Below are 21,735 nucleotides of genomic sequence, written 5' to 3'. Positions count from 1 at the left end.
TTAGTAGTTGACTTTCTTTAAAGGTTTTTTAGTATGATAAAACAATGTAATCGCTTATAATAATGGAAAGTATAGCTAAAGGAAGGGATAAGAATGTTAGAATTATTAAAATCACATACTTCTGTTCGTAAGTATTCAGATGAAAAAATTTCTGATGAACAATTATATGAGTTACTAGAAGCGGCTCAATATAGTGCAAGTTCACATTTCGTCCAAGCATATTCTGTCATCCATGTGAAAGATGAAGAAAAAATAAATAAATTTGCGGCATTAACGAATAATGAATTCCAATTTACAACAGCACCTGTAGCACTTTTATTTTGCGCGGATTTAAAGCGAAATGTAAAAGCGGTTGAAATGCATGGCAAAGAATTAATTGGCGACCGCGTCGAAGATTTTTTAGTTGCAGCAGTTGATACAGCAATTTATGCACAAAATTTTGTTATCGCGGCTGAGTCAAAAGGATATGGGATTTGTTACATTGGCGGGGCAAGGAACAATCCGGCAGAAATAAGTGATTTATTCGATTTACCAGAGTATGTCATACCGTTATTTGCGATGACTGTAGGTGTCCCTACTAAGAAAAATGAAGTGAAACCTCGTTTACCGTTAGAGGCAGTCGTACATGTCGATGGGTATAACGAAGAAAAATATGATGATTTATTAAAAGAATACGATGAAACATACAATAATTACATAAAAGCACGTACGAATAATAAAAAAGATATTACGTGGACAGAATCAATGGCAGACTTTTGGTCAAAACCTCGGCGAGCACATTTAAAAGAATTTGTTCAATCAAAAGGATATTTAAACGAAGAATAGTGAGTAGAGGAATGCCTGCTTTATGATGGAAAAGTGGGCTTCCTTTCATCAGATTTTATCTCTTATATATTGTATAAAATGAGTTAGATTAAGAAATTCGAAAAACATTTGAGATCTTACATGTTAAATTCCGACTTAAACAATCAGAAAACTATGCAAATAAACTAAAATTATATATAATAAAGGAAGATGGAGGGAACATAGATGAAGAAATTACGTTGGGGAATTTTAAGTGCAGCGAATATTGCGTATGAGCAATATTTACCTGCTATCCAGGAGGTAGCAGATCAGGAGATTGTCGCAATCGCTTCAAAGAGTCCAGAAAAAGTAGCCAAATTTGGTATTGCAAAGGTTTATGAGACCTATGAGGCATTACTTATCGATGACAATATCGACGCAATATATATTCCATTACCAAATAATTTACATAAAGAATGGGCGATTAAAGCAATGGAAGCAAAAAAGCATGTGTTACTTGAAAAGCCAGCAACATTAACAGTAAAGGATTTGCAAGAAATAAAAGATGTGGCGGACAAACATGCAGTAACTTTTATGGAAGGATTTATGTATCAATATCATCCACAACATAATATAGTTCAACAATGGATAGAAGAAGGTAAAATTGGAAATATTACTTCTGCACATGCACATTTTTCATTTTTGTTAGAAAATAAAAAAGATATTCGGCTAAATAAAGAGCTTGGTGGTGGGGCAATTTGGGATATTGGTTGTTATGGCATACATGCACTAACACAAATTGCACGTATAAAACCGACGTCTGTAACGACTATTAGTCATGTCGATCCTAAGCATGAGGTAGATGTAACCTCTACTGCTATCTTGAAAGATAAAGAGGAACGGCTCGCTACCGTTACATGTTCATTTAAAGGTCCATTTAGAAATTATTACGAAATATTTGGCGATAATGGGTCCATTTTCGTTGCATCTGCCTTTAGACCAGATGTTGCAGAAAATGAAGAAGCGATTGTTCAACGTATAAATAAGCAAGGAGATATTATTGAAACAAAAAAAGAGAAAGCAAATCAATATGCACTTCAATTAGAACATTTTCATGCTTGTATAAAAGAAAACCGTACCCCTGTGTACGATATTAATCAATCACTAGAAATGATTCATTATATTGAAAAAGCATATGAATCTTTGCATACCGGAAATACGATTACTGTTTAAAAATATGTAATAAAAAACTCTTCAGCATACAAACTTGGTTGAAGAGCTTTTTTATAACCTTTATTCATTGTTAGAAAAATTAGATTACATGGAAGATTATAACAACTGTCATATAATTGACAAATAATTGTCAATAATTATATATACTAGTAAGTATAATAAGGTGATATGATAATAGACGTAGTGAAAATTATTAGTAAAGAGCCCATATAAAATTTGAAAACTTTCTAATTACAAATAATATCCATAACATCGTAGAAAACGTACATAATAATGTAAATGAAAATAAGACATAATCCAATTTTTTATATCGTATCCAAAAGGAGAAGAAAAAGTTGTACATGTTAAAAATGAGTGTTCATTATGACACGACACCAATCGAAATACGTGAAAAAATTCAATTTACTGATAACATGATGCAAAAAGCATATGATGCATTATATCAATATCCACATATATGTGAGCATATTATTATATCAACATGCAATCGAACGGAAATATTTGCTGTTGTCGATCATGTTCATGGTGGAAAAGAAAATATATTGCATTTTTTACATGCCATGTTCCATTTTTCAGAAGAAAAATTACTACAATATTGTCAGTTTACAAAAGGGGAAGCTGTCGTTCATCATTTATTTCGTCTAGCTTCTGGACTTGATTCGATTGTGCTTGGAGAAACGCAAATTCTCGGGCAAGTTCGAGATGCATTTCTATTAGGACAACAGTATAAAACAACAGGAAAAATGTTAAATGAATTAAGTAAGCGAGTCATTCAATTTGCAAAAAACGCCCATCATAAAACGCAAATTGGTGAGCAACCTATGTCGATTAGTTATATTGCAGTTGAATTAGCAAAGTCATTTTATGCGAATATAAAAGAAAAATCTGCTGTGATTGTCGGAATAGGAGAGATGGGAAAATTATCCGTACAAAATTTATTAGCGGCTGGTGTAACCGACATAACGATATTAAATCGTCATTTAGAACGTGGGAAATCGTTCGCTGAAAAAATGGATATACAATGTAAACCAATTGAAGTATTAGAAGAAGTATTAAGAGAGGTAGATATTGTCATAACATCTACAAGTGCTGCACATAAAATTATAACGAAAGAAAAAATGAAACAAGTAATGGATATGCGAAAACATAAAGAACTCCTCTGTATTGATATTGCTGTACCTCGTGATATTGAAAGAGCTGTACAAGAAGTGGAAGGAATTACTTTGTATGATGTTGATGACTTACAACATGTCGTAGATGACAATATGCAAGCACGAAAAGAGGCTGCTGAGTTAATTGAACAAGATATTCAAGAGGAATTACTGTCGTTTCGATTATGGACTGAAACTCTGGAAGCTGTACCTGTTATACATGCATTGCGAGAAAAATCTTTTGATATTCAAGCAAAAACTGTAGAGAGTGTGTTCCGAAAAATTCCTTCTTTAAGTGAAAGAGAACGAAAGGTAATTGAAAAGCATACAAAAAGTATCGTCAATCAACTGATGGAACAACCGATAAAACAAGTGAAAACAATGTGTAAAGAGGGAACGTTTGAACAAGAAAAGGAATTATTCATTGATATTTTTGGGTTAGAAGATAAAATGACCGAAAAAAGATAGGAGAGGTTTTATTGCGAGATATTGTTGTAGGTTCAAGAAATAGTAAGTTAGCATTGATTCAGACGAAATGGGTAATCGAAGCACTTCGAGAAAAAGGAGTAAAAGAGTCATTTTCCATTAAAGAAATAATGACAAAGGGAGATAAAAACTTACATGTCTCCCTTACCAAATTAGGGCAAGGTGGCGTGTTTTTACAAGAAATTGAAACACAATTATTACATGGAGAGATCGACTTTGCAGTACATAGTTTAAAAGATGTACCAGTTACAGTTCCTAAAGGGTTAACGATTGCCTCGATTCCTAAGCGAGAAGATCATCGTGATGCGTATATTGCCAAACATCATATTCCATTTGAAGAGCTACCACCAGGAGCGGTGATTGGAACGAGCAGTGTTCGTCGACAAGCGCAAATTTTGGCGAAACGACCGGATCTTGAAGCGAGGTGGATACGTGGTCCAATTGATCAAAGGATTAAGCAATTAGAAGATGGGTCGTTTGATGCAATCATATTAGCTGTGGCCGGATTGAAACGACTCGGTATTGATTTAGAACATATTACAGAATATTTACCTGAGAATGATTTCATGCCAGCAATGGGTCAAGGAGCTTTAGCGATTGAATGCCGAGAAGATGATGAACAAACGATGGAATTATTATCACTTATCCATGATGTGGATACAGCGAATTCAGTATATGCAGAGCGCCTTTTTTTAGAAGCCTTTGCAGAAGGAGAACAAGCACCATTAGCGGCCTATGCAAATGTAAAGGACGGAAAAGTTCATTTACGTGGTCGCTTATTTTCACTAAATGGAAAAACGATGCTTGAACATGAAGCAATCGGAACAAATCCGGATGAAGTGGCAAAAGATGTAGCCACTGCATTGAAACAGCAAGGAGCTGATGCGCTTATTCAAAGAACAAATGCGGAGTTGAAGCATATTGAATAGTTTGCATGGAAAAAATATTTTAATTACACGAGATGAACAAGGTGCAACCATTTTGGCAGATTTATTACGTAAAACTGGGGCAAATCCAATGGAGGTGCCACTTTTACAAATTAATTGTAAACGTTATGAAATGAAGGCTGCTCTTACACAATATAGTTGGGTGTTTTTCACAAGCCAAAAAGGGGTTGCTTGTTTTTTACAACATGAAGAATATGCGGAACAATTGCATAAATGTAATGTTGCAGCGGTTGGAGAAAAAACAAAAGCAGCATTAAATAATAGAGGGTATAAAGTTGATTTTATGCCAAGTACTTATAATGCTGAAACGATGGCAGTACAATTTTTACAGCGTTTTAATAAGAAAGAACGAGTTTTATTCGTTCGTGGCAATTTATCAAGCCCTGTTTTATTACGAGCGTTTGATAAGGGAAAAATGCCGTATGATGTTGTGGAAGTGTATGAAACGAAACAAAATGACGTGATGAAACGAACCTTACAAGAGGTGTCTGAAACGAATGAAATTGATTATATCACTTTTACAAGTCCATCTGCCATTGATGCGTTTCTATCCATGGTCCCTGATTTTGCAAAATGGCAACCTATCCCAATAGTTTGTATTGGGACGACGACAGAAAAAAAGGCCATCGATGCACAATTTCCGAATATTCTCGTTGCAGATGTATTTACGATAGAAGGTATGATTGAAAAAATGGTTCAACATAATAATAGAAAGGATGATTGAAAAATGGAAGATGCATCATTTATACGCCACCGTCGCTTACGTCATAGTGAAGCGATGCGGGCAATGGTACGTGAAACTATGTTATCAGTGAACGACTTTATTTATCCACTTTTTATAACAGAGGAATCAAATACGAAAAAAGAAGTTCCTTCCATGCCTGGTGTATATCAAATTTCACTCGATTTTTTGGAGGAAGAACTAGATGAATTACAAAAGCTAGGATTAAAGGCTGTTTTATTATTTGGCATTCCGAAAGAAAAAGATGAAGAAGGGACGGGAGCCTATGATAAGGAAGGTATCGTGCAACGTGCCGCAAGGCTAATTAAGCAATATGCACCGAATATGCTCGTCATTGCAGATACATGCTTATGTGAATATACATCGCACGGTCATTGTGGTGTACTTCATGATGGATATGTTGAAAATGATAGCTCATTGCAACTATTAGCAAAAACAGCTGTTACGCAAGCAGAGGCTGGTGCCGATATTATTGCTCCATCTAATATGATGGACGGTTTTGTGACGGTAATTCGACAAGCATTGGATGAGGCGGGATTTGTGCATATTCCCATCATGTCTTATGCCGTGAAATATGCTTCCGCTTTTTATGGTCCGTTCCGTGATGCAGCAGAGAGCACTCCTTCCTTTGGTGATCGAAAAACATATCAAATGGATATAGGAAATCGGAAGGAGGCACTACGTGAGGCGAAAACAGATACGAAAGAAGGGGCCGATTTTATCATTGTTAAACCGGCATTAGCTTATTTAGACATTGTCCGTGAAGTTTATGATCATGTAGATGTACCCGTCGTTGCGTATAACGTAAGTGGTGAATATTCAATGACAAAAGCAGCAGCATTAAATGGATGGATTGATGAAAAAAGTGTTGTCATGGAAAAACTAATCGCAATGAAACGTGCCGGTGCACAGTTGATTGTTACTTATTATGCAAAAGATGTAGCTGGCTGGTTAAATAATACACAATAAAGTTAGGAGAATAATGATGAAATTTACAAACTCAATTGATGCATACAAAGAAGCCGTAGAGCTTATGCCAGGAGGTGTAAACTCTCCGGTACGGGCATTTTCATCTGTTGGCATGTCTCCCATTTTTATGGAAAAAGGAAAAGGATCTAAAATTACAGATATTGATGGCAATGAATACATTGATTATGTGTTAAGTTGGGGACCATTAATATTAGGGCATGCACCAGATAAAGTAGTAGATGCAATAAAGCATGTTGCTGAAAAAGGAACGAGTTTTGGTGCACCGACGTTATTAGAAAATAAAATTGCAGCATTAGTGAAAAAACGAGTCCCGTCTATTGAAATGCTCCGTATGGTAAATTCGGGAACAGAGGCAACGATGAGTGCTTTACGGTTAGCACGTGGATATACGGGTCGTAATGTTATTTTAAAATTTGTTGGAAATTACCACGGTCACGGTGATTCATTATTAATTAAAGCAGGTTCTGGTGTGGCAACATTAGGATTACCAGATAGTCCTGGTGTACCTGAAGGAATTGCGAAAAACACTGTCACCGTACCATATAATGATACAGCAAGTGTTGAAAAAGCATTTGAATTATATGGAAAAGATATCGCGGCTGTAATTGTAGAGCCGGTTTCTGGAAATATGGGGGTCGTTCCACCTGAAGGAAATTTTCTACAATCTTTACGGGATATAACAAAAACATATGGTTCATTGCTTATTTTTGATGAAGTGATGACTGGTTTTCGAGTCGGGTACCATTGTGCGCAAGGATATTTTGGTATCGAACCAGATATAACATGTTTAGGTAAAGTAATTGGTGGTGGACTTCCTGTTGGAGCGTATGGTGGTAAAAAAGAAATTATGGAGAAAGTAGCTCCAAATGGTTCCATTTATCAAGCGGGAACACTATCAGGTAATCCTTTAGCAATGACGGCAGGATATGAAACGTTGAACGCCTTAACAGAAGAAACGTATGACGTAATGAATAAAAAGGTAGACCGCTTAGTAGAAGGGTATGAAGCGGCAGCAAATAAATATAATATTCCACTACAAGTGAATCGTGCAGGGTCTATGGTAGGTTTTTTCTTTACGAATGAAAAAGTGACGAATTATGATACTGCTTCTACATCTGATTTAAATCGATTCAAAAAATATTATCAAGGCATGATACGAGAAGGAATTTTCTTGCCGCCATCTCAATTTGAAGGACTTTTCTTGTCAACAGCCCATACAGATGAGGATATCGAAAAAACAATGGAAGCAGTACAACGTGTGTTTAGTACTTTATAAAAGAAAGGTGACAATAAACGATGACCAAAAAATTTAATGATACGATTCTTCGAGCATATAAAGGTGAAAAGACAGAGTATACACCTGTCTGGTATATGAGACAAGCGGGTCGCTCCCAAAAAGAGTATTTAGAAGTGAGAAAAAACCATACATTATTTGAAATAACTCATAATCCAGAACTTTGTGCTTATGTGACGAGAACGCCCGTTGAAAATTATCATAATGATGCAGCAATTTTATATAAAGATATTATGAGTCCACTTCCAGCAATGGGAATAGATGTGGAAATAAAGTCAGGAATAGGGCCTGTAATTGAAAATCCAATAAGATCTTTAGAAGATATTCAATACTTAGGTACATTACACCCGAAAGAAGACGTTCCATATGTGTTGGATACGATACAGTTATTAACGACGGAACAATTATCGGTACCATTAATTGGTTTCAGTGGTGCTCCATTTACATTAGCAAGTTATATGATTGAAGGTGGTCCTTCGAAAAATTATAGTGAAACGAAAGCATTTATGTACAGTCAGACAAAAGCATGGTTTTTATTAATGGAGAAATTAAGTGATATGGTGATTGATTATACGAAGGCACAAATTGCAGCTGGAGTACATGCCATTCAAATTTTTGACTCTTGGGTTGGTGCGTTAAATGCAACTGATTACCGCACGTTCGTGAAACCATATATGCATAAAATTTTCACTGCATTACAAAAGGAAAATGTACCACTCATTATGTTTGGAATTCACGCACGTCATTTATTAATAGAGTGGAACGATTTACCATTGGATGTCATCGGTTTAGATTGGCGGACTTCCATCCAGGAAGCACGAGAACTAGGAGTAACGAAAGTATTACAAGGTAATTTAGATCCGACGATATTATTAGCGGACTGGGATACGATTGAAACACGCGCAAAAGCAATAATTCACGAAGGTTTACAAGATGGAAAACATGTCTTTAATTTAGGACATGGTGTAACCCCGAACATTAAACCGGCAACATTGAAAAAACTAACAGAACTCATTCATTCACATTCTGGACGTTCTATAGTGAGCCGTTAAATACTTTTATGGGCAAAAAAGAAACGTCTATCGTAATAATCGGTGGTGGTATTACGGGGTTAGCTGCCGCTTATTATTTGCAACAGCAAACAGAACAATTAAAAACACCTTACAATATACAATTATTAGAAGCTTCTCATCGTTTCGGTGGAAAAATTCGTACAGAACGAAAAGATGGATTTATTATTGAACGAGGACCAGATTCGTTTTTAGGAAGAAAACGACCAGCAATTCGATTAGTGGAAAGTTTACAAATAGAAAATCAGCTCGTACGAAATACGACAGGGCAAGCATACATACTGTCAAATGATGTATTACATAAAATGCCTCCAGGTTCATTTATGGGAGTGCCAACGACGTTACAACCTTTTTTAAAAACGTCCTTATTATCTAAAAGAGGCAAAGCACGTACAGGGTTGGATTTCATTTTACCACGATCAACATTCGTAGGAGATCAATCATTGGGTTACTTTTTACGGAGAAGGTTTGGTGATGAATTAATCGACCATATTATTGAACCGTTATTATCAGGTATTTATGCTGGAGATATCGATGAAATGAGTTTATATGCCACATTTCCTCAATTTTTCGAATTAGAGCAAGCACATAAAAGTATTATAAAAGGGATACGAAATACGATGGGGAAACGTTCGGCAAATACAGGGGAAAAAACTGGACAATTTTGCACTTTTACAAATGGGTTAGACACACTAGTGACAGCTTTAGAACATGCTATTTCTCCTTCAGTGCTGAAAAAAAACCATTTCGTTGAACGTATAGAGCAAAAAAGTAATACTTATACTATTCATTGTCAAAATGGTGAACGTATAGAAGCGGATGTTGTGTTGGCAACGACACCACACCATCTATTGGAGAAAATAGTTGGAAACAATTCCTATATGGACCGTTTATTTGACATGACCTCTAATTCGGTTGCAAATGTCGCCCTTGCTTATGATACGGATGACCTAGGGCCGACATTAGATGGAACTGGATTCGTTATATCGCGTCATAGTAATTACCGGATAACGGCCTGTACGTGGACACATAAAAAATGGCAACATACGACACCGGAAGGAAGAGCGTTGTTACGTGCATATGTGGGAAAAACAACAGACCAATCAGTTGTTCATTTATCCGATGAGGAAATTACAGAAATAGCTTTACAAGATATCGAAAAATCTACCGGGATAAAAAAAGAGCCTACTTTTTCTGTTGTAACAAGATGGGATAATGCGATGCCACAATATACAGTTGGGCATAAAGCGAGAGTGTTACATACGAAACGTACATTGGAAAAAGAAATGCCAGGCTTTTTTCTTGCTGGGAGTTCATTAGAAGGGGTAGGTATTCCAGATTGTATCGGACAAGCCGAAGAGGTGGTTAGACAAATCATCGAATATGCACAAACATAAACGATATGATAATGTTCCGTCAATTTCTGTGAAACAGGGATGTTAGTATGTAAATTACTAACATCCCTGTCTTATTTCTACTATTCATTTCATGTTCAAAGAAATTTTTATTGAACTTTTTCTTTTAATTAAAGTTTCTTTAAAAACATCTTCATTAATCCTGGTAAGTCAGGCCATGCATGTCCGGAGACTAAATTTTTATGTTCATGTAACATTTCATGGACATATGTTGCACCAGCGGCTTCTACTTCAGGTTTACATGCAATATATGCCGTCATTTCACGGCCCTTTATATGTTCGGGCACCATCGTTAAGACGAGACTACCATGACAAACAGAAGCGACAGGCTTGTTCGCTTCAAAAAAATGACTCACAATTTTCGGGATATGTTCATTCATACGAATATGTTCAGGAGATCGCCCACCAGGAATAATTAGACCATCATACTCCTCAGGGTTAACTTCACTAAAAGCGATATGTGCATCGATTAAATAACCTGGTTTTTCTGTATATGTTTCCCAACCAACAAAATCGTGAACAACCGTATGAACTTTACGTACTTCTGAAGCAGCAATTGTCACTTCTAAACCTTCTTCTAAACATCGATAATACGGGTAATAAATTTCCAAAGATTCTACAGCATCACCAATTAATATTAGTACTTTTTTAGCCATATACAAATCCTCCTTTAAAATATCCTTCACCTTATATTTTAAAGGAATATTCGGAAAACTCAACAATCTTTTTAGCTAAATATTTGAATTAAATGAAAATTATTTGATATAGTATCTTTTTTGTAGGAAGATGAACTAAATAGATAGAGAAACATACATGGAAGAAATATTTTTCTATTGTTCGTAATAAAGCAATAGATTAAGAAAGAAAATGTGGTGACATAATGAAGGAAAAGAGTAATATTATATTATTTCCACAAATGCAAGATACACTCGTGGAAAAAAGTTTTCTTGCAATGGAACAAGAAAATTTTTCAGAAGCATTAACATATATTGATCAATTACTACATCACGGCATAGAAAATTCGGATATAGCAATTGGAAAGATTATTTGTCATATCCAATTGGGACAACCGTTAGAAGCGGAAATATTTTGTGAAGATATATTAGAAAGAAAAACAGGTAAGGCATTTTATACGATTTTGTTCTACTATATTACGATTTTATTTGAAGCGCATCGATATAACAAAATCATTCAATATATAGACGAATTGGAGTCAACTACTACTGTTCCACCAGAAGAACAAATAAAATACCGTGAAATTTATGATATGTGTCAAATGATGAATGAAAAAGAGTCTGTTGAGCTATTAGAAAAAATAGATCTAAAAATAAAAGAAAAAGAATATAAAAATGCGTTTATATTTTTAAAACAGTGGAATACATTGCATAAGCAAGTACCAAAAGTTTTTTATTCATATTTATTGTTGGACATCCATGAAGGGATAAAAGCATATATATGGCAAATATTACGTGAACGAAAAGTAAAGGATAATATTACTGTTTCAAAGTTTGGTGAAAGCATCAGTAAAAAACCATCTGAAACGACAATTATCAAACAGTCAAGAACATATAAAGATATTGCGAAACGACTAGAACCATTAGGACAAGATAACCCGGTAATGGAACAGTTTTTACTAGAATTAACCGAACACTTACTTTATATGTATGTTCCATTGGACTTTAATAATGAAGTAGAGAGTATCGTAGAGACATTGATGTTTATCGGTCAGGAGTTATATTTAGGAGAAAAGGAACCAATGCATAATGGAAAAGTAAAAAAATATATAAAGCAAGTAATGGAAGCAGAACGATTATATGCAGAGTTGTTTTTGCATTAATATTGTATATGGCATTCACAATGTAGTGCCTCATTTTGTGGTGCATGAAATATGTATATTATCGTAAAATGTATTTATTTTCATTAAGTTGTTGACTATGTTATACTTTAATGGTTGAATATTAAAAGGTAAATAATATATATGAAAGATATATGTTTTAAATGAATGTGGAGGGAATAAACAAATGACAGTACAAGCAAATTGGGAGAAAAAAGAAGGTAATGAAGGGGTACTAACAATTACAGTACCTGCTGAAAGATTTGAAACAGCTTTAGATCAAGCATTTAAAAAAGTAGTAAAAGACGTAAATATTCCTGGATTCAGAAAAGGAAAAGTACCTCGTCCAATTTTTGAACAACGTTTTGGAGTAGAATCTTTATACCAAGATGCAATTGATATTGTGTTACCAAGTGCTTATAGTGAAGCAGTTGAACAGACGGATATTTTCCCAGTAGATCAGCCTAGCATCGATATCGATGAAATCGAACGTGGAAAAGACTTAGTTTTCGTATGTGAAGTTACAGTTAAACCTGAAGTTAAATTAGGAGACTATAAAGGTTTAGAAGTAGATGTTGAAGAAGAAGAGGTAACGGAGGAACACGTTACTTATGAATTAGAAGCTTTACAAGAAAGCCATGCAGAATTAGTCGTAAAAGAAGAAGGTACAGTTGAAGAAGGCGATACAGCTGTAATAGATTTTGAAGGGTTTATCGGAGACGAGCCTTTTGAAGGTGGAAAAGGCGAAAATCATCCATTAGAAATTGGTTCTGGTCAATTTATTCCAGGATTTGAAGAAGAATTAATTGGTAAAGAAACAGGAGAAACGGAAGTAAACGTTACTTTCCCTGAAGATTACCATGCGAAAGAATTAGCTGGAAAAGAAGCGACATTTAAAGTGACAATTCATGAGATTAAAGAGAAAGAATTACCAGCATTAGATGATGAGTTCGCTAAAGATGTTGATGAAGAAGTTGAATCATTAGAAGCATTAAAAGAAAAGAAAAGAGAAGAGCTTTTAAATGAAAGAAAACAAGCAGCAGAAAACAAAAAACGCGAACAATTAATCGAACAAGTAACAGAAAATGCTGAAATTGACATTCCAGAAGCAATGGTTCAAACAGAATTAGATCAAATGTTAAATGAATTTGAACAACGTTTACAAATGCAAGGGATGAACTTAGAAACTTACTTCCAGTTCTCAGGTCAAACAGAAGAACAATTAAAAGAACAAATGGCAACTGATGCACAATTACGTGTGAAAACAAACTTAGTATTAGAAGCTGTTTTAGAAGCTGAACACATTGAAGTGGAAGAAGCAGACATTGAAGCAGAATTAGAAAACATGGCTAGCATGTATAACTTAGAAAAAGATCAAATCATCGGTATGTTAGGTGGAAACACTAACTTATTAAAAGAAGATTTAAAAATTAAAAAAGCAATCGACTTTATCGTTGATGAAAGTAAAGCGAAGTAATTTTTTAAAATAGCAGAGATTGGGACTACATCGTTCCAATCTCTTTTCCTTATCAACTAAAATTGGTTATATATTCAGTTATTCATGGTACAATAGAATAAACAGTATTCATACAGACATGAAAAGGGTGAATTGTTTTATTTTCCGAATTGTATCTGTTATGATTGCTATAAGCTCAAATTTGAGTGATTGAAACGTTTAGGGGTGAAGTATAAATGTTTAAATTTAATGATGAAAAAGGACAATTGAAATGTTCTTTCTGCGGAAAGGACCAAGAATCAGTTCGCAAACTGGTAGCTGGACCAGGTGTATATATATGTGATGAATGTATCGATTTATGTACGGAAATCGTAGAAGAAGAAATTGGTTCAGATGAAGAAGTAGAATTGGAAGAAGTACCTACACCTCATGAGATTTTTGAAACTTTAAATAGTTATGTTATCGGTCAAGATAAGGCAAAGAAAAACTTATCTGTAGCTGTTTACAATCACTATAAACGTGTCAATTCATCAAAAGGCAGTGACGATGTTGAATTAGCAAAAAGTAACATCGCAATGATTGGACCGACTGGTAGCGGTAAAACATTACTAGCACAAACATTAGCACGGATTTTAAATGTGCCATTTGCAATTGCAGATGCAACATCTCTTACAGAGGCTGGGTATGTAGGGGAAGACGTAGAAAATATTTTATTAAAATTAATCCAGTCTGCAGATTATGATGTAGAAAAGGCAGAAAAAGGGATCATTTATATTGATGAAATTGATAAAGTGGCAAGAAAGTCTGAAAACCCATCGATTACACGTGATGTGTCAGGGGAAGGGGTACAGCAAGCTTTACTCAAAATTTTAGAAGGTACAGTTGCAAGCGTTCCACCACAAGGCGGTAGAAAGCATCCACATCAAGAATTCATTCAAATCGACACGACGAATATTTTATTTATTGTCGGTGGTGCATTTGACGGGATCGACCAAATTATTAAACGTCGTTTAGGTAAAAAAGTGATCGGATTTGGAGAACAAAACGAAAACGAAGACCTAGAAGCGGCGGAATTACTTGGACATTTATTACCGGAAGACTTGTTATCATATGGGTTAATTCCGGAATTTATCGGTAGATTACCTGTAATTGCAAACTTAGAACCTCTGGATGAAAAAGCATTAGTTGAAATTTTAACGACACCAAAGAATGCATTAGTAAAACAATATGAGAAATTATTCCAGATGGATGATGTTGAATTAGAGTTTGAAGAAGAGGCACTCGTTGAAATTGCGAAAAAAGCAATGGAACGAAAAACAGGTGCTCGAGGATTACGTTCAATTATTGAAGGAATTATGCTGGATATTATGTTTGAAATTCCTTCTCGTGATGATATTGAGAAATGTGTCATTACAAAAGAAACAGTAACAGAAGAGCATTCAAGACCAAAATTAATCTATACAGACGGTACTGTAGAAGATAGCAACAAAGGCTTGCCTAAAGAAAGTGCATAAAATTAACTGATAACGTCAATGGAATTGGCGAACGCTTCATTGACGTTATTTTATAAAGAAGACTGACTCACGTATTCATCTACTCCAACCGTGAAAACGCATTATGGAGCAATTTGATCGTTTAAGTTAGTCTTTTTTATTATTGAAATACGTGTTTACATCGAAAGAAGTATGGAGGTACATATGGAAAATAATAAGATCGAAAAATTACCCCTCCTGGCATTACGCGGCATTCTCGTTTACCCATCAATGGTCATCCATTTAGATGTAGGGCGTGAAAAATCGATTGCATCATTGGAAAATGCCATGATGAATGAAGAACAATTGATTTTTTTATCGTCGCAAAAAGAAATTGCTATGGAAGAGCCAGAAAAAGAAGATATTTATAAAGTAGGAACTGTTGCAAAAATTACGCAAATGATTAAGTTACCTAATGGTACATTACGAGTTTTAGTAGAAGGATTATATCGTGCGGAAATTATCGAATACTTAGAGGAAAAAAACCAGTTTGAAGTTAAAATTGCTAAATTAGATGAAATGGCTGGCGACGAGTATGAAGAAGAAGCATTAATGCGTCAACTTTTAGATCAGTTTAGTCAATATATAAAAGTATCTAAAAAAATTACGAAAGAAACGTTAGCAACATTAGTTGATATTGACGAACCAAATCGTCTTTCATTCATGATTGCCTCACATTTACCAATTAAAATGAAAGACAAGCAAAGTTTATTAGAAATAGACGATGTGATCGAACGTATGAAATTACTATTAACGATTTTGGCGAATGAAAAGAAAGTTTTAAATTTAGAAAGAAAAATTGGGAAACGTGTTCAAACATCGATGGAACAAACACAGAAAGAGTATTATTTACGTGAACAATTAAAAGCTATTCAAAAAGAACTTGGTGAAACAGAAGGAAAACTAAGTGAAGTCGACCAATTACGTGCAGATATTGTAGAAGCAAAAATGCCTGAAAATGTGGAGGAGGTAGCTTTAAAAGAGTTACAACGTTTTGAGCGTGTACCGCAAAGTTCAGGTGAGAGTTCTGTGATTCGTAATTACTTAGATTGGTTAATCGCGCTTCCTTGGCAAGAAAAAACGGAAGATACGATTAATATTGATCGAGCTCAAGCGACATTAAATAAAGACCATTACGGTTTAGACAAAGTGAAAGAACGTATTTTAGAATATTTAGCTGTGCAAAAATTAACGAATTCCATTAAAGGACCAATTTTATGTTTAGTTGGCCCACCTGGAGTTGGGAAAACATCTTTAGCAAAATCAATTGCTGAATCTGTAAACCGAAAATTTGTCCGTATTTCATTAGGTGGCGTACGTGACGAAGCGGAAATTAGAGGACATCGTCGTACATATATTGGTGCAATGCCGGGTCGTATCATTCAAGGAATGAAACGTGCGGGCACTGTAAATCCAGTCTTTTTATTAGATGAAATTGATAAAATGGCTAATGATTTTCGTGGAGACCCTTCTTCTGCATTACTAGAAGTGTTGGATCCAGAACAAAATCACAACTTTAGTGATCATTTTATTGAAGAGACGTATGATTTGTCGAACGTTTTATTCGTTGCAACAGCAAATTACGTCAATAATATTCCAGGACCATTGCTCGACCGTATGGAATTAATTAATATTTCGGGATATACAGAACAAGAGAAATTGCATATTGCAAAAGATCATTTAATTCCGAAACAATTAAAAGAAAATGGACTAACAAAAAATGATTTGCAAATTCGGGACAATGCTTTATTAAAATTGATTCGTGAATATACGAGAGAAGCTGGAGTACGTAATTTAGAACGTACTATTGCAACTCTTTGTCGTAAGGCTGCGAAAATTATTATTGCTGGAGAACAAAAACGAGTCATTGCAACAGAAAAACGATTAGTTGAATTACTAGGTAAACCAATTTATCGTTATGGATTAATGGAACAGGAAGACCAAGTTGGAACAGCGACAGGATTAGCATATACCTCGGTCGGTGGGGATACATTAGCAATTGAAGTTGCGCATTATCCAGGCAAAGGTGAGTTAATTTTAACGGGAAAATTAGGGGACGTTATGAAAGAATCGGCACAAGCAGCTTTCAGTTATATTCGCTCACGTGCCAATGCATTACAAATTGAACCTGATTTTCATAAAAAGTATGATATTCATGTGCACGTACCTGAAGGAGCAACACCAAAAGACGGTCCATCTGCGGGAATTACAATGGCTACTGCATTAATTTCAGCATTGACAAATCGTGCCGTTAAACGTGAAGTAGGGATGACAGGTGAAATTACATTACGCGGAAATGTTTTACCTATCGGTGGATTAAAGGAAAAGTCATTAAGCGCCCATCGTGCTGGGTTACGAACCATTATCATTCCAAAAGATAATGAACGTGATATAGAAGATATTCCGGAAAGTATTCGTAATGATTTAACGTTTATACCGGTGAAACATCTAGATGAAGTGCTTGATCATGCACTAGTGGAGGCGAAACAATGAAGGTAAATAGAGCTGATATTGTTATAAGCGCAGTTTCGAGTAAACAATATCCAAGTGATTCCATACCAGAAATTGCATTAGCCGGAAGATCAAATGTCGGTAAATCATCTTTTATAAATAAAATGATTAATCGAAAAAATCTCGTTCGTACATCATCAAAGCCTGGAAAAACTCGCACATTAAATTTTTATATTATTAATGATGCATTTCATTTTGTTGATGTTCCGGGATATGGCTATGCGAAAGTATCTAAAACGGAACAAGCAAAATGGGGACAAATGATGGAAGAGTATTTCCAAACACGAGAACAGTTGAAATTAGTTGTATTGATCGTCGATATTCGCCATAAACCGACAGAAGAAGACGTTCAAATGTATAATTTTGCTTCATATTTAGAACATCCTGTCCTAATTGTAGCAACGAAATTAGATAAAATTGCAAAAAATAAACGAGATCATCATATACGACAAGTTCGAAATGCGTTTATAACAGAGTATAATGACCAACCAAATGTGATGCCATTTTCAGCTGAAACGGGTGAGAATAAAGAAGAGATTTGGGCTGTGATGGAAAAGTTTTTGAAATAAATAAAAAGCTTGTGGCAATATTGATATGAAGCCACAAGCTTTTTTCTATCTTCATTTTATACAGTAGGTAGTAAGCGTGCTAATGGACCTTCATCATTTATTATTTCTTCTAATTCAAATATGGAGATTGGAAAGACTGGTATCCCTACATAATGTGGTGTAAAATCAAGAACTTGAAAAAATAGAATAAGGCATTTGTCAGTTATGTAAAAAGATTGTGTAGGTAAAATTTTTGTAAAAGAATCAATTGTTGGAATATTTCTATCTTTGATTTGTTTTTGAATCATCTTGGATAAAATTTCTACATAATTACTATTAGGCTGAAATAAATCACTTAAAGTATACGTTTTACCAGTTTTGGTATCAAAAGTTAACGCATCCATCATAGTCAGTCCGTTCGCTGCTTGTGGAGCGATACTATAATTGGATAAAGTAATACTTAATAAATGCCGTTCATTTAATTTTACTTCATATGTTCCAAGTGCTTCCGCAAAATCGGTTGCTTGTTGTTCGATAAATTGTTGCTCATATAAATCTTCTACTGCTTGAAAAATAACGTTATTTATCTTCCTTTTTACTTGATCCGGCAAATGAGTTACTTGTGGATAATATAATTTTGTGTTTGGTTCGGCTTCTACTACCATCGTTTGAATGAAAACAGGAAATTTGATTGATCCCATTCGGCACACTCCTTTTTTAATAACATATGCTCAAACAGTAGAAAGAGAACTTTTCAATAAACTTAAATAGAATAAATAAAGGATAAAATGTAGCCTTGTTTTTCCTTCTTCGAAACATGTCGACGTATATTATAAGATACCTCTCCTTCTTAATTTTGACATTTCCTTATATTAGACGATAATGTCTATTTTTATTTAACACTTTATGCTATTTACATTGTTCATAATGATACAAATACTTAACGATTTAAGCACTATTTCGGTAAGTTTTTATTGTCATATAATTTTACACTTAACATACATTATTAAAGACCGTTTCATGTGTGTGACATGAGACGGCCATAATAGACCGGACCCGACAAAGAGGGGAAGGCAACATCAGAAATAATCCTTCAGCGCCTAACAAATGCATGTGGGGGATTATTTCTCTTTACTTTGATTGGCAACGATAAAAGCAATCAATGCACCAAAAGAAATCATTAATGATAGTGCACTATCAATTGTCATTGGTACACACCTCCTTACCATATCGTTCATTAATTAGGTAAATGAACTGTGTTACCAAACCCCTCATGCGAAGCTAGTCTATGCATAACGAACCTCTCTCTATAATTGATCCAGAATGCATCTTTTTATATTTTATGTGAAAAATAATGGGAATATGAATAAGATCAATGGTTAAAACACTTTTTTCCAAAATTTGGAACACTGTAAAAAGAATGAAAAGAATTGGTCGCCAATAACCATCTGCTTTTTATTCAATTCATGAACACCCCTTCAAAGGCAAATGAGAAAGAATTGCAATTTTTCATGTTTGCAAATTTAAATAAATCCTTCCATTATCTGTATTAACCAAAATGATTTTTGGGAATTTCTTCTTAAAACATCCAAACAAAATATGATTACCCAAGGCTTTATAAAGCGACAGCCAAACTATGCGGAAGATGCTTTAACAGAAGAGGAAAATTATTCGTACAGGATATCTATGAATTCATCTCTTATTTAGAGGGTTTTTATTTTCTACAAGCGGACGTAGCATTTGCATTAGAAAAAAACGAATGGGATATGTATATGATATGGGGGCTTTATTTGGCATTACCGAATTCTTATATGAACAATCGACCGCTTTTCTATCACATCATCCGGCTGCATAGTATCAATTTGGGGAGACAATCATTCAAATAACGAATAAATAAGAACGAACAATAGAGAGTCGCTATCTTCCTTTCTATTGTTCGTTTTCCTATTTATTTTTTAAATTTTAATAAATACAAACCAATGGCAATTAACGCTACTGGCCAAAAGGTTTCTAAAAATTCTACGACGCCATAAATCCATGTAAACCAAGAAGGCAAACTAACAGAAAAAATCATGAAAAAGGCAATCGTTAATAAAATAACACCTGGAATAAAGCCTTTTTTCGTTCGCCAAAATCGAATCATATATGCAAGCCCAAAAATGAGCGCAAAAATAGACCAATGATCAAACCAAAAACGATAATTTTCAATACCGTGAAAATGTATGCCTAATCCAGTAAGAATGACTCCAATAAATATATCATCCTCATTTTTTATCGTAAATCCATGAATTAAATATGCAATTCCAACAATAAGTAAAAATGTTGGCCATGAATAGAAATTAGCAAATAATTGTAAATCTAGTTGACGAATTAAAAAATACGTTCCAAATCCTATTAATAAGTAGGCAACAAATGCGTGTTGCTTTTTCATCATTGAAACATTCCTTTCCTTCCAAACGGATCATTCATAAACTATATTTTACCACATACAATATAGAAAAGTCTTTTTAACAGGGGGAATGATTGTGATGGAGGAAAACGAAGTAATGTATATCCCAATAGAAGAATATATTCATGTTTCCAATGATATGAAAATTGATGAGATGATGCAAATATCTTTGGAGCCGAATATTATTATGCAAATGAAACATGACTTCATTTTATTAAAAGGTGATTTAATTTTACAAGGAAACTATCGTTTGCTAGAAAATGAAGAACCGTTTGATAGAAAAGAACCGCAAATGGAACAAGTACAATTATTAGGTGAAAATAAAGCAATGTTTTTGCATGCATTCCCGATTGAAATTGCGATTGAGAAATCAAAAATTAAAAATTTAGATGATGTTTCCATGCAAATGGAAATGTTTGATTATACAATAAAAAATCCTGTTACGATTCATCTAACAGCAAATGTTATGATAAATGGTATCGATCAAACGGCTTTACAAAAAAAGCAAGTGGAAGGGGAAAAAGAACCTGATGTTATTTCGACACAGCTTCATTCTGATGAAAGAAAAACAGATAAAGTAAACCAAAACAAAAAAGAGGAACAAGCAGAAGAAGCAGTATATGTAGATGGGGTGGATGACATATATAGAGAAGAAGAGGAAGAGGTAGAAACACCTGTCACTATCGGTTTTTCATCGAATGAACGGGAAATAGATAATATAGCTGAGGAAGAAGCGATTGCAGAAGAAGTGGTAGAAGAAGAAACAACAAAAAGTCCTGTCTCGTTATTTCATATGTTATTTTCTAATGATGATGAGACAGAACAATATGAACATGTGAGGATGTATATTACGCAAGAAAATGATTATTTAGATAAAATTGCGGAAAAATATGATTTGTCTGTTTATCAATTAATGAAAGATAATGATTTAACAGAAGATATTGTTGAAGCAGGACAAATTTTAAAAATAAAAACGAAGAAAAAGCCATCTTAAAGCCACTGTACATAAAAAAGAATGAACAAAATAATAAGTAATGTTAAAATAATTAAATCGAGCGTTGTTGTTATAAACAGTGTACGAATTAGCTGAAAAACGAGAATGGGCACGATTGCTTTTTCCAATATATTCACTATTTTACATAACCATGTTGGCAATTTATAACGATAAAATTTCCCCATATTGTTCACCTCTTGCCATACTATATGTATAATACGCAACAGATGGGACACAATTATTGTAAAAGTTGCAAAAATCATTGTAAAAGTTTAAAATAATAATAACTGTATAAGAGAA

19 protein-coding genes and 1 other annotated feature (1 of these 20 cut by a window edge) are annotated in these 21,735 nt (G+C 34.4%); of the genes, 15 read left to right on the top strand and 4 right to left on the bottom strand.

The window, feature by feature from the left end; genetic code table 11:
• Positions 1-93: 93 nt before the first annotated feature.
• The 9 genes from SPD45_RS11425 (at position 94) to hemY (ending at position 10,093) form a co-directional block, all read left to right on the top strand.
• Positions 94-825: an NADPH-dependent oxidoreductase gene (locus SPD45_RS11425; RefSeq protein WP_336267893.1), complete on the top strand. Its 732-nt coding sequence runs from the start codon at positions 94-96 to the stop codon at positions 823-825.
• A 204-nt stretch (positions 826-1,029) separates the two neighbouring features.
• Complete coding sequence (locus SPD45_RS11420) at positions 1,030-2,016, top strand: Gfo/Idh/MocA family protein (RefSeq protein WP_336267892.1); 987 nt, start codon at positions 1,030-1,032, stop codon at positions 2,014-2,016.
• A 341-nt stretch (positions 2,017-2,357) separates the two neighbouring features.
• Entirely contained in the window at positions 2,358-3,635 is a 1,278-nt protein-coding gene (hemA, locus tag SPD45_RS11415; RefSeq protein WP_336267897.1) for a glutamyl-tRNA reductase, read from the top strand.
• Between the two features lie 11 nt (positions 3,636-3,646).
• Positions 3,647-4,582, top strand: a complete 936-nt coding sequence (gene hemC / locus SPD45_RS11410; protein WP_336267891.1) for a hydroxymethylbilane synthase — start codon at positions 3,647-3,649, stop codon at positions 4,580-4,582.
• Positions 4,575-5,324, top strand: coding sequence for a uroporphyrinogen-III synthase (locus SPD45_RS11405; protein WP_336267890.1), 750 nt, complete (start codon positions 4,575-4,577; stop codon positions 5,322-5,324). Before hemC ends, SPD45_RS11405 begins: the two co-directional genes overlap by 8 nt.
• Before the next feature lie 3 nt (positions 5,325-5,327).
• Complete coding sequence (hemB, locus tag SPD45_RS11400; RefSeq protein WP_336267889.1) at positions 5,328-6,311, top strand: porphobilinogen synthase; 984 nt, start codon at positions 5,328-5,330, stop codon at positions 6,309-6,311.
• Positions 6,312-6,324: 13 nt separating this feature from the next.
• Positions 6,325-7,608, top strand: a complete 1,284-nt coding sequence (gene hemL, locus SPD45_RS11395; RefSeq protein WP_336267888.1) for a glutamate-1-semialdehyde 2,1-aminomutase — start codon at positions 6,325-6,327, stop codon at positions 7,606-7,608.
• 20 nt (positions 7,609-7,628) lie between these two features.
• The gene (gene hemE / locus SPD45_RS11390) at positions 7,629-8,678 is read left to right on the top strand and encodes a uroporphyrinogen decarboxylase (RefSeq protein WP_336267887.1); all 1,050 of its coding nucleotides are present in this window, start codon (positions 7,629-7,631) and stop codon (positions 8,676-8,678) included.
• An 8-nt stretch (positions 8,679-8,686) separates the two neighbouring features.
• Entirely contained in the window at positions 8,687-10,093 is a 1,407-nt protein-coding gene (gene hemY / locus SPD45_RS11385; protein WP_336267886.1) for a protoporphyrinogen oxidase, read from the top strand.
• Between the two features lie 128 nt (positions 10,094-10,221).
• On the opposite strand, the gene SPD45_RS11380 is transcribed toward hemY, so the two are convergent.
• On the bottom strand, positions 10,222-10,767 hold the full coding sequence (locus tag SPD45_RS11380; RefSeq protein WP_336267885.1) for a DJ-1/PfpI family protein: 546 nt from the start codon (positions 10,765-10,767) through the stop codon (positions 10,222-10,224).
• A gap of 224 nt (positions 10,768-10,991) precedes the next feature.
• Between SPD45_RS11380 and SPD45_RS11375 the strand changes: the two genes are divergently transcribed.
• From SPD45_RS11375 to yihA, 5 genes are all read left to right on the top strand, one after another.
• Positions 10,992-11,948, top strand: a complete 957-nt coding sequence (locus SPD45_RS11375; protein WP_336267884.1) for a hypothetical protein — start codon at positions 10,992-10,994, stop codon at positions 11,946-11,948.
• 184 nt (positions 11,949-12,132) lie between these two features.
• Positions 12,133-13,422: a trigger factor gene (gene tig, locus SPD45_RS11370; protein ID WP_336267883.1), complete on the top strand. Its 1,290-nt coding sequence runs from the start codon at positions 12,133-12,135 to the stop codon at positions 13,420-13,422.
• Between the two features lie 215 nt (positions 13,423-13,637).
• Entirely contained in the window at positions 13,638-14,915 is a 1,278-nt protein-coding gene (gene clpX / locus SPD45_RS11365) for an ATP-dependent protease ATP-binding subunit ClpX (RefSeq protein WP_336267882.1), read from the top strand.
• A gap of 183 nt (positions 14,916-15,098) precedes the next feature.
• Entirely contained in the window at positions 15,099-17,426 is a 2,328-nt protein-coding gene (gene lon / locus SPD45_RS11360; RefSeq protein ID WP_336267880.1) for an endopeptidase La, read from the top strand.
• The gene (gene yihA, locus SPD45_RS11355) at positions 17,423-18,013 is read left to right on the top strand and encodes a ribosome biogenesis GTP-binding protein YihA/YsxC (protein ID WP_336267879.1); all 591 of its coding nucleotides are present in this window, start codon (positions 17,423-17,425) and stop codon (positions 18,011-18,013) included. The genes lon and yihA overlap by 4 nt, the downstream gene beginning before the upstream one ends.
• Before the next feature lie 56 nt (positions 18,014-18,069).
• Here yihA and SPD45_RS11350 read toward each other — a convergent pair whose 3' ends face one another.
• On the bottom strand, positions 18,070-18,693 hold the full coding sequence (locus tag SPD45_RS11350; protein WP_336267878.1) for a DUF3298 and DUF4163 domain-containing protein: 624 nt from the start codon (positions 18,691-18,693) through the stop codon (positions 18,070-18,072).
• 1,247 nt (positions 18,694-19,940) lie between these two features.
• Entirely contained in the window at positions 19,941-20,423 is a 483-nt protein-coding gene (locus SPD45_RS11345; protein WP_336267877.1) for a LiaI-LiaF-like domain-containing protein, read from the bottom strand.
• A 97-nt stretch (positions 20,424-20,520) separates the two neighbouring features.
• Here SPD45_RS11345 and SPD45_RS11340 point away from each other — a divergent pair, with 97 nt between their 5' ends.
• Complete coding sequence (locus SPD45_RS11340) at positions 20,521-21,435, top strand: LysM peptidoglycan-binding domain-containing protein (protein WP_336267896.1); 915 nt, start codon at positions 20,521-20,523, stop codon at positions 21,433-21,435.
• Here SPD45_RS11340 and SPD45_RS11335 read toward each other — a convergent pair.
• Positions 21,432-21,620, bottom strand: a complete 189-nt coding sequence (locus tag SPD45_RS11335; protein ID WP_336267876.1) for a hypothetical protein — start codon at positions 21,618-21,620, stop codon at positions 21,432-21,434. The genes SPD45_RS11340 and SPD45_RS11335 overlap by 4 nt on opposite strands.
• 111 nt (positions 21,621-21,731) lie before the next feature.
• Positions 21,732-21,735: a binding site (T-box leader), on the top strand; it runs 219 nt beyond the window's last position.

Origin of the sequence: Pseudogracilibacillus sp. SO10305, from assembly GCF_037072005.1 — a bacterium.
GTDB lineage: Bacteria > Bacillota > Bacilli > Bacillales > Amphibacillaceae > Pseudogracilibacillus > Pseudogracilibacillus intestinigallinarum.
This window is presented reverse-complemented; position numbering and strand designations above follow the sequence as displayed.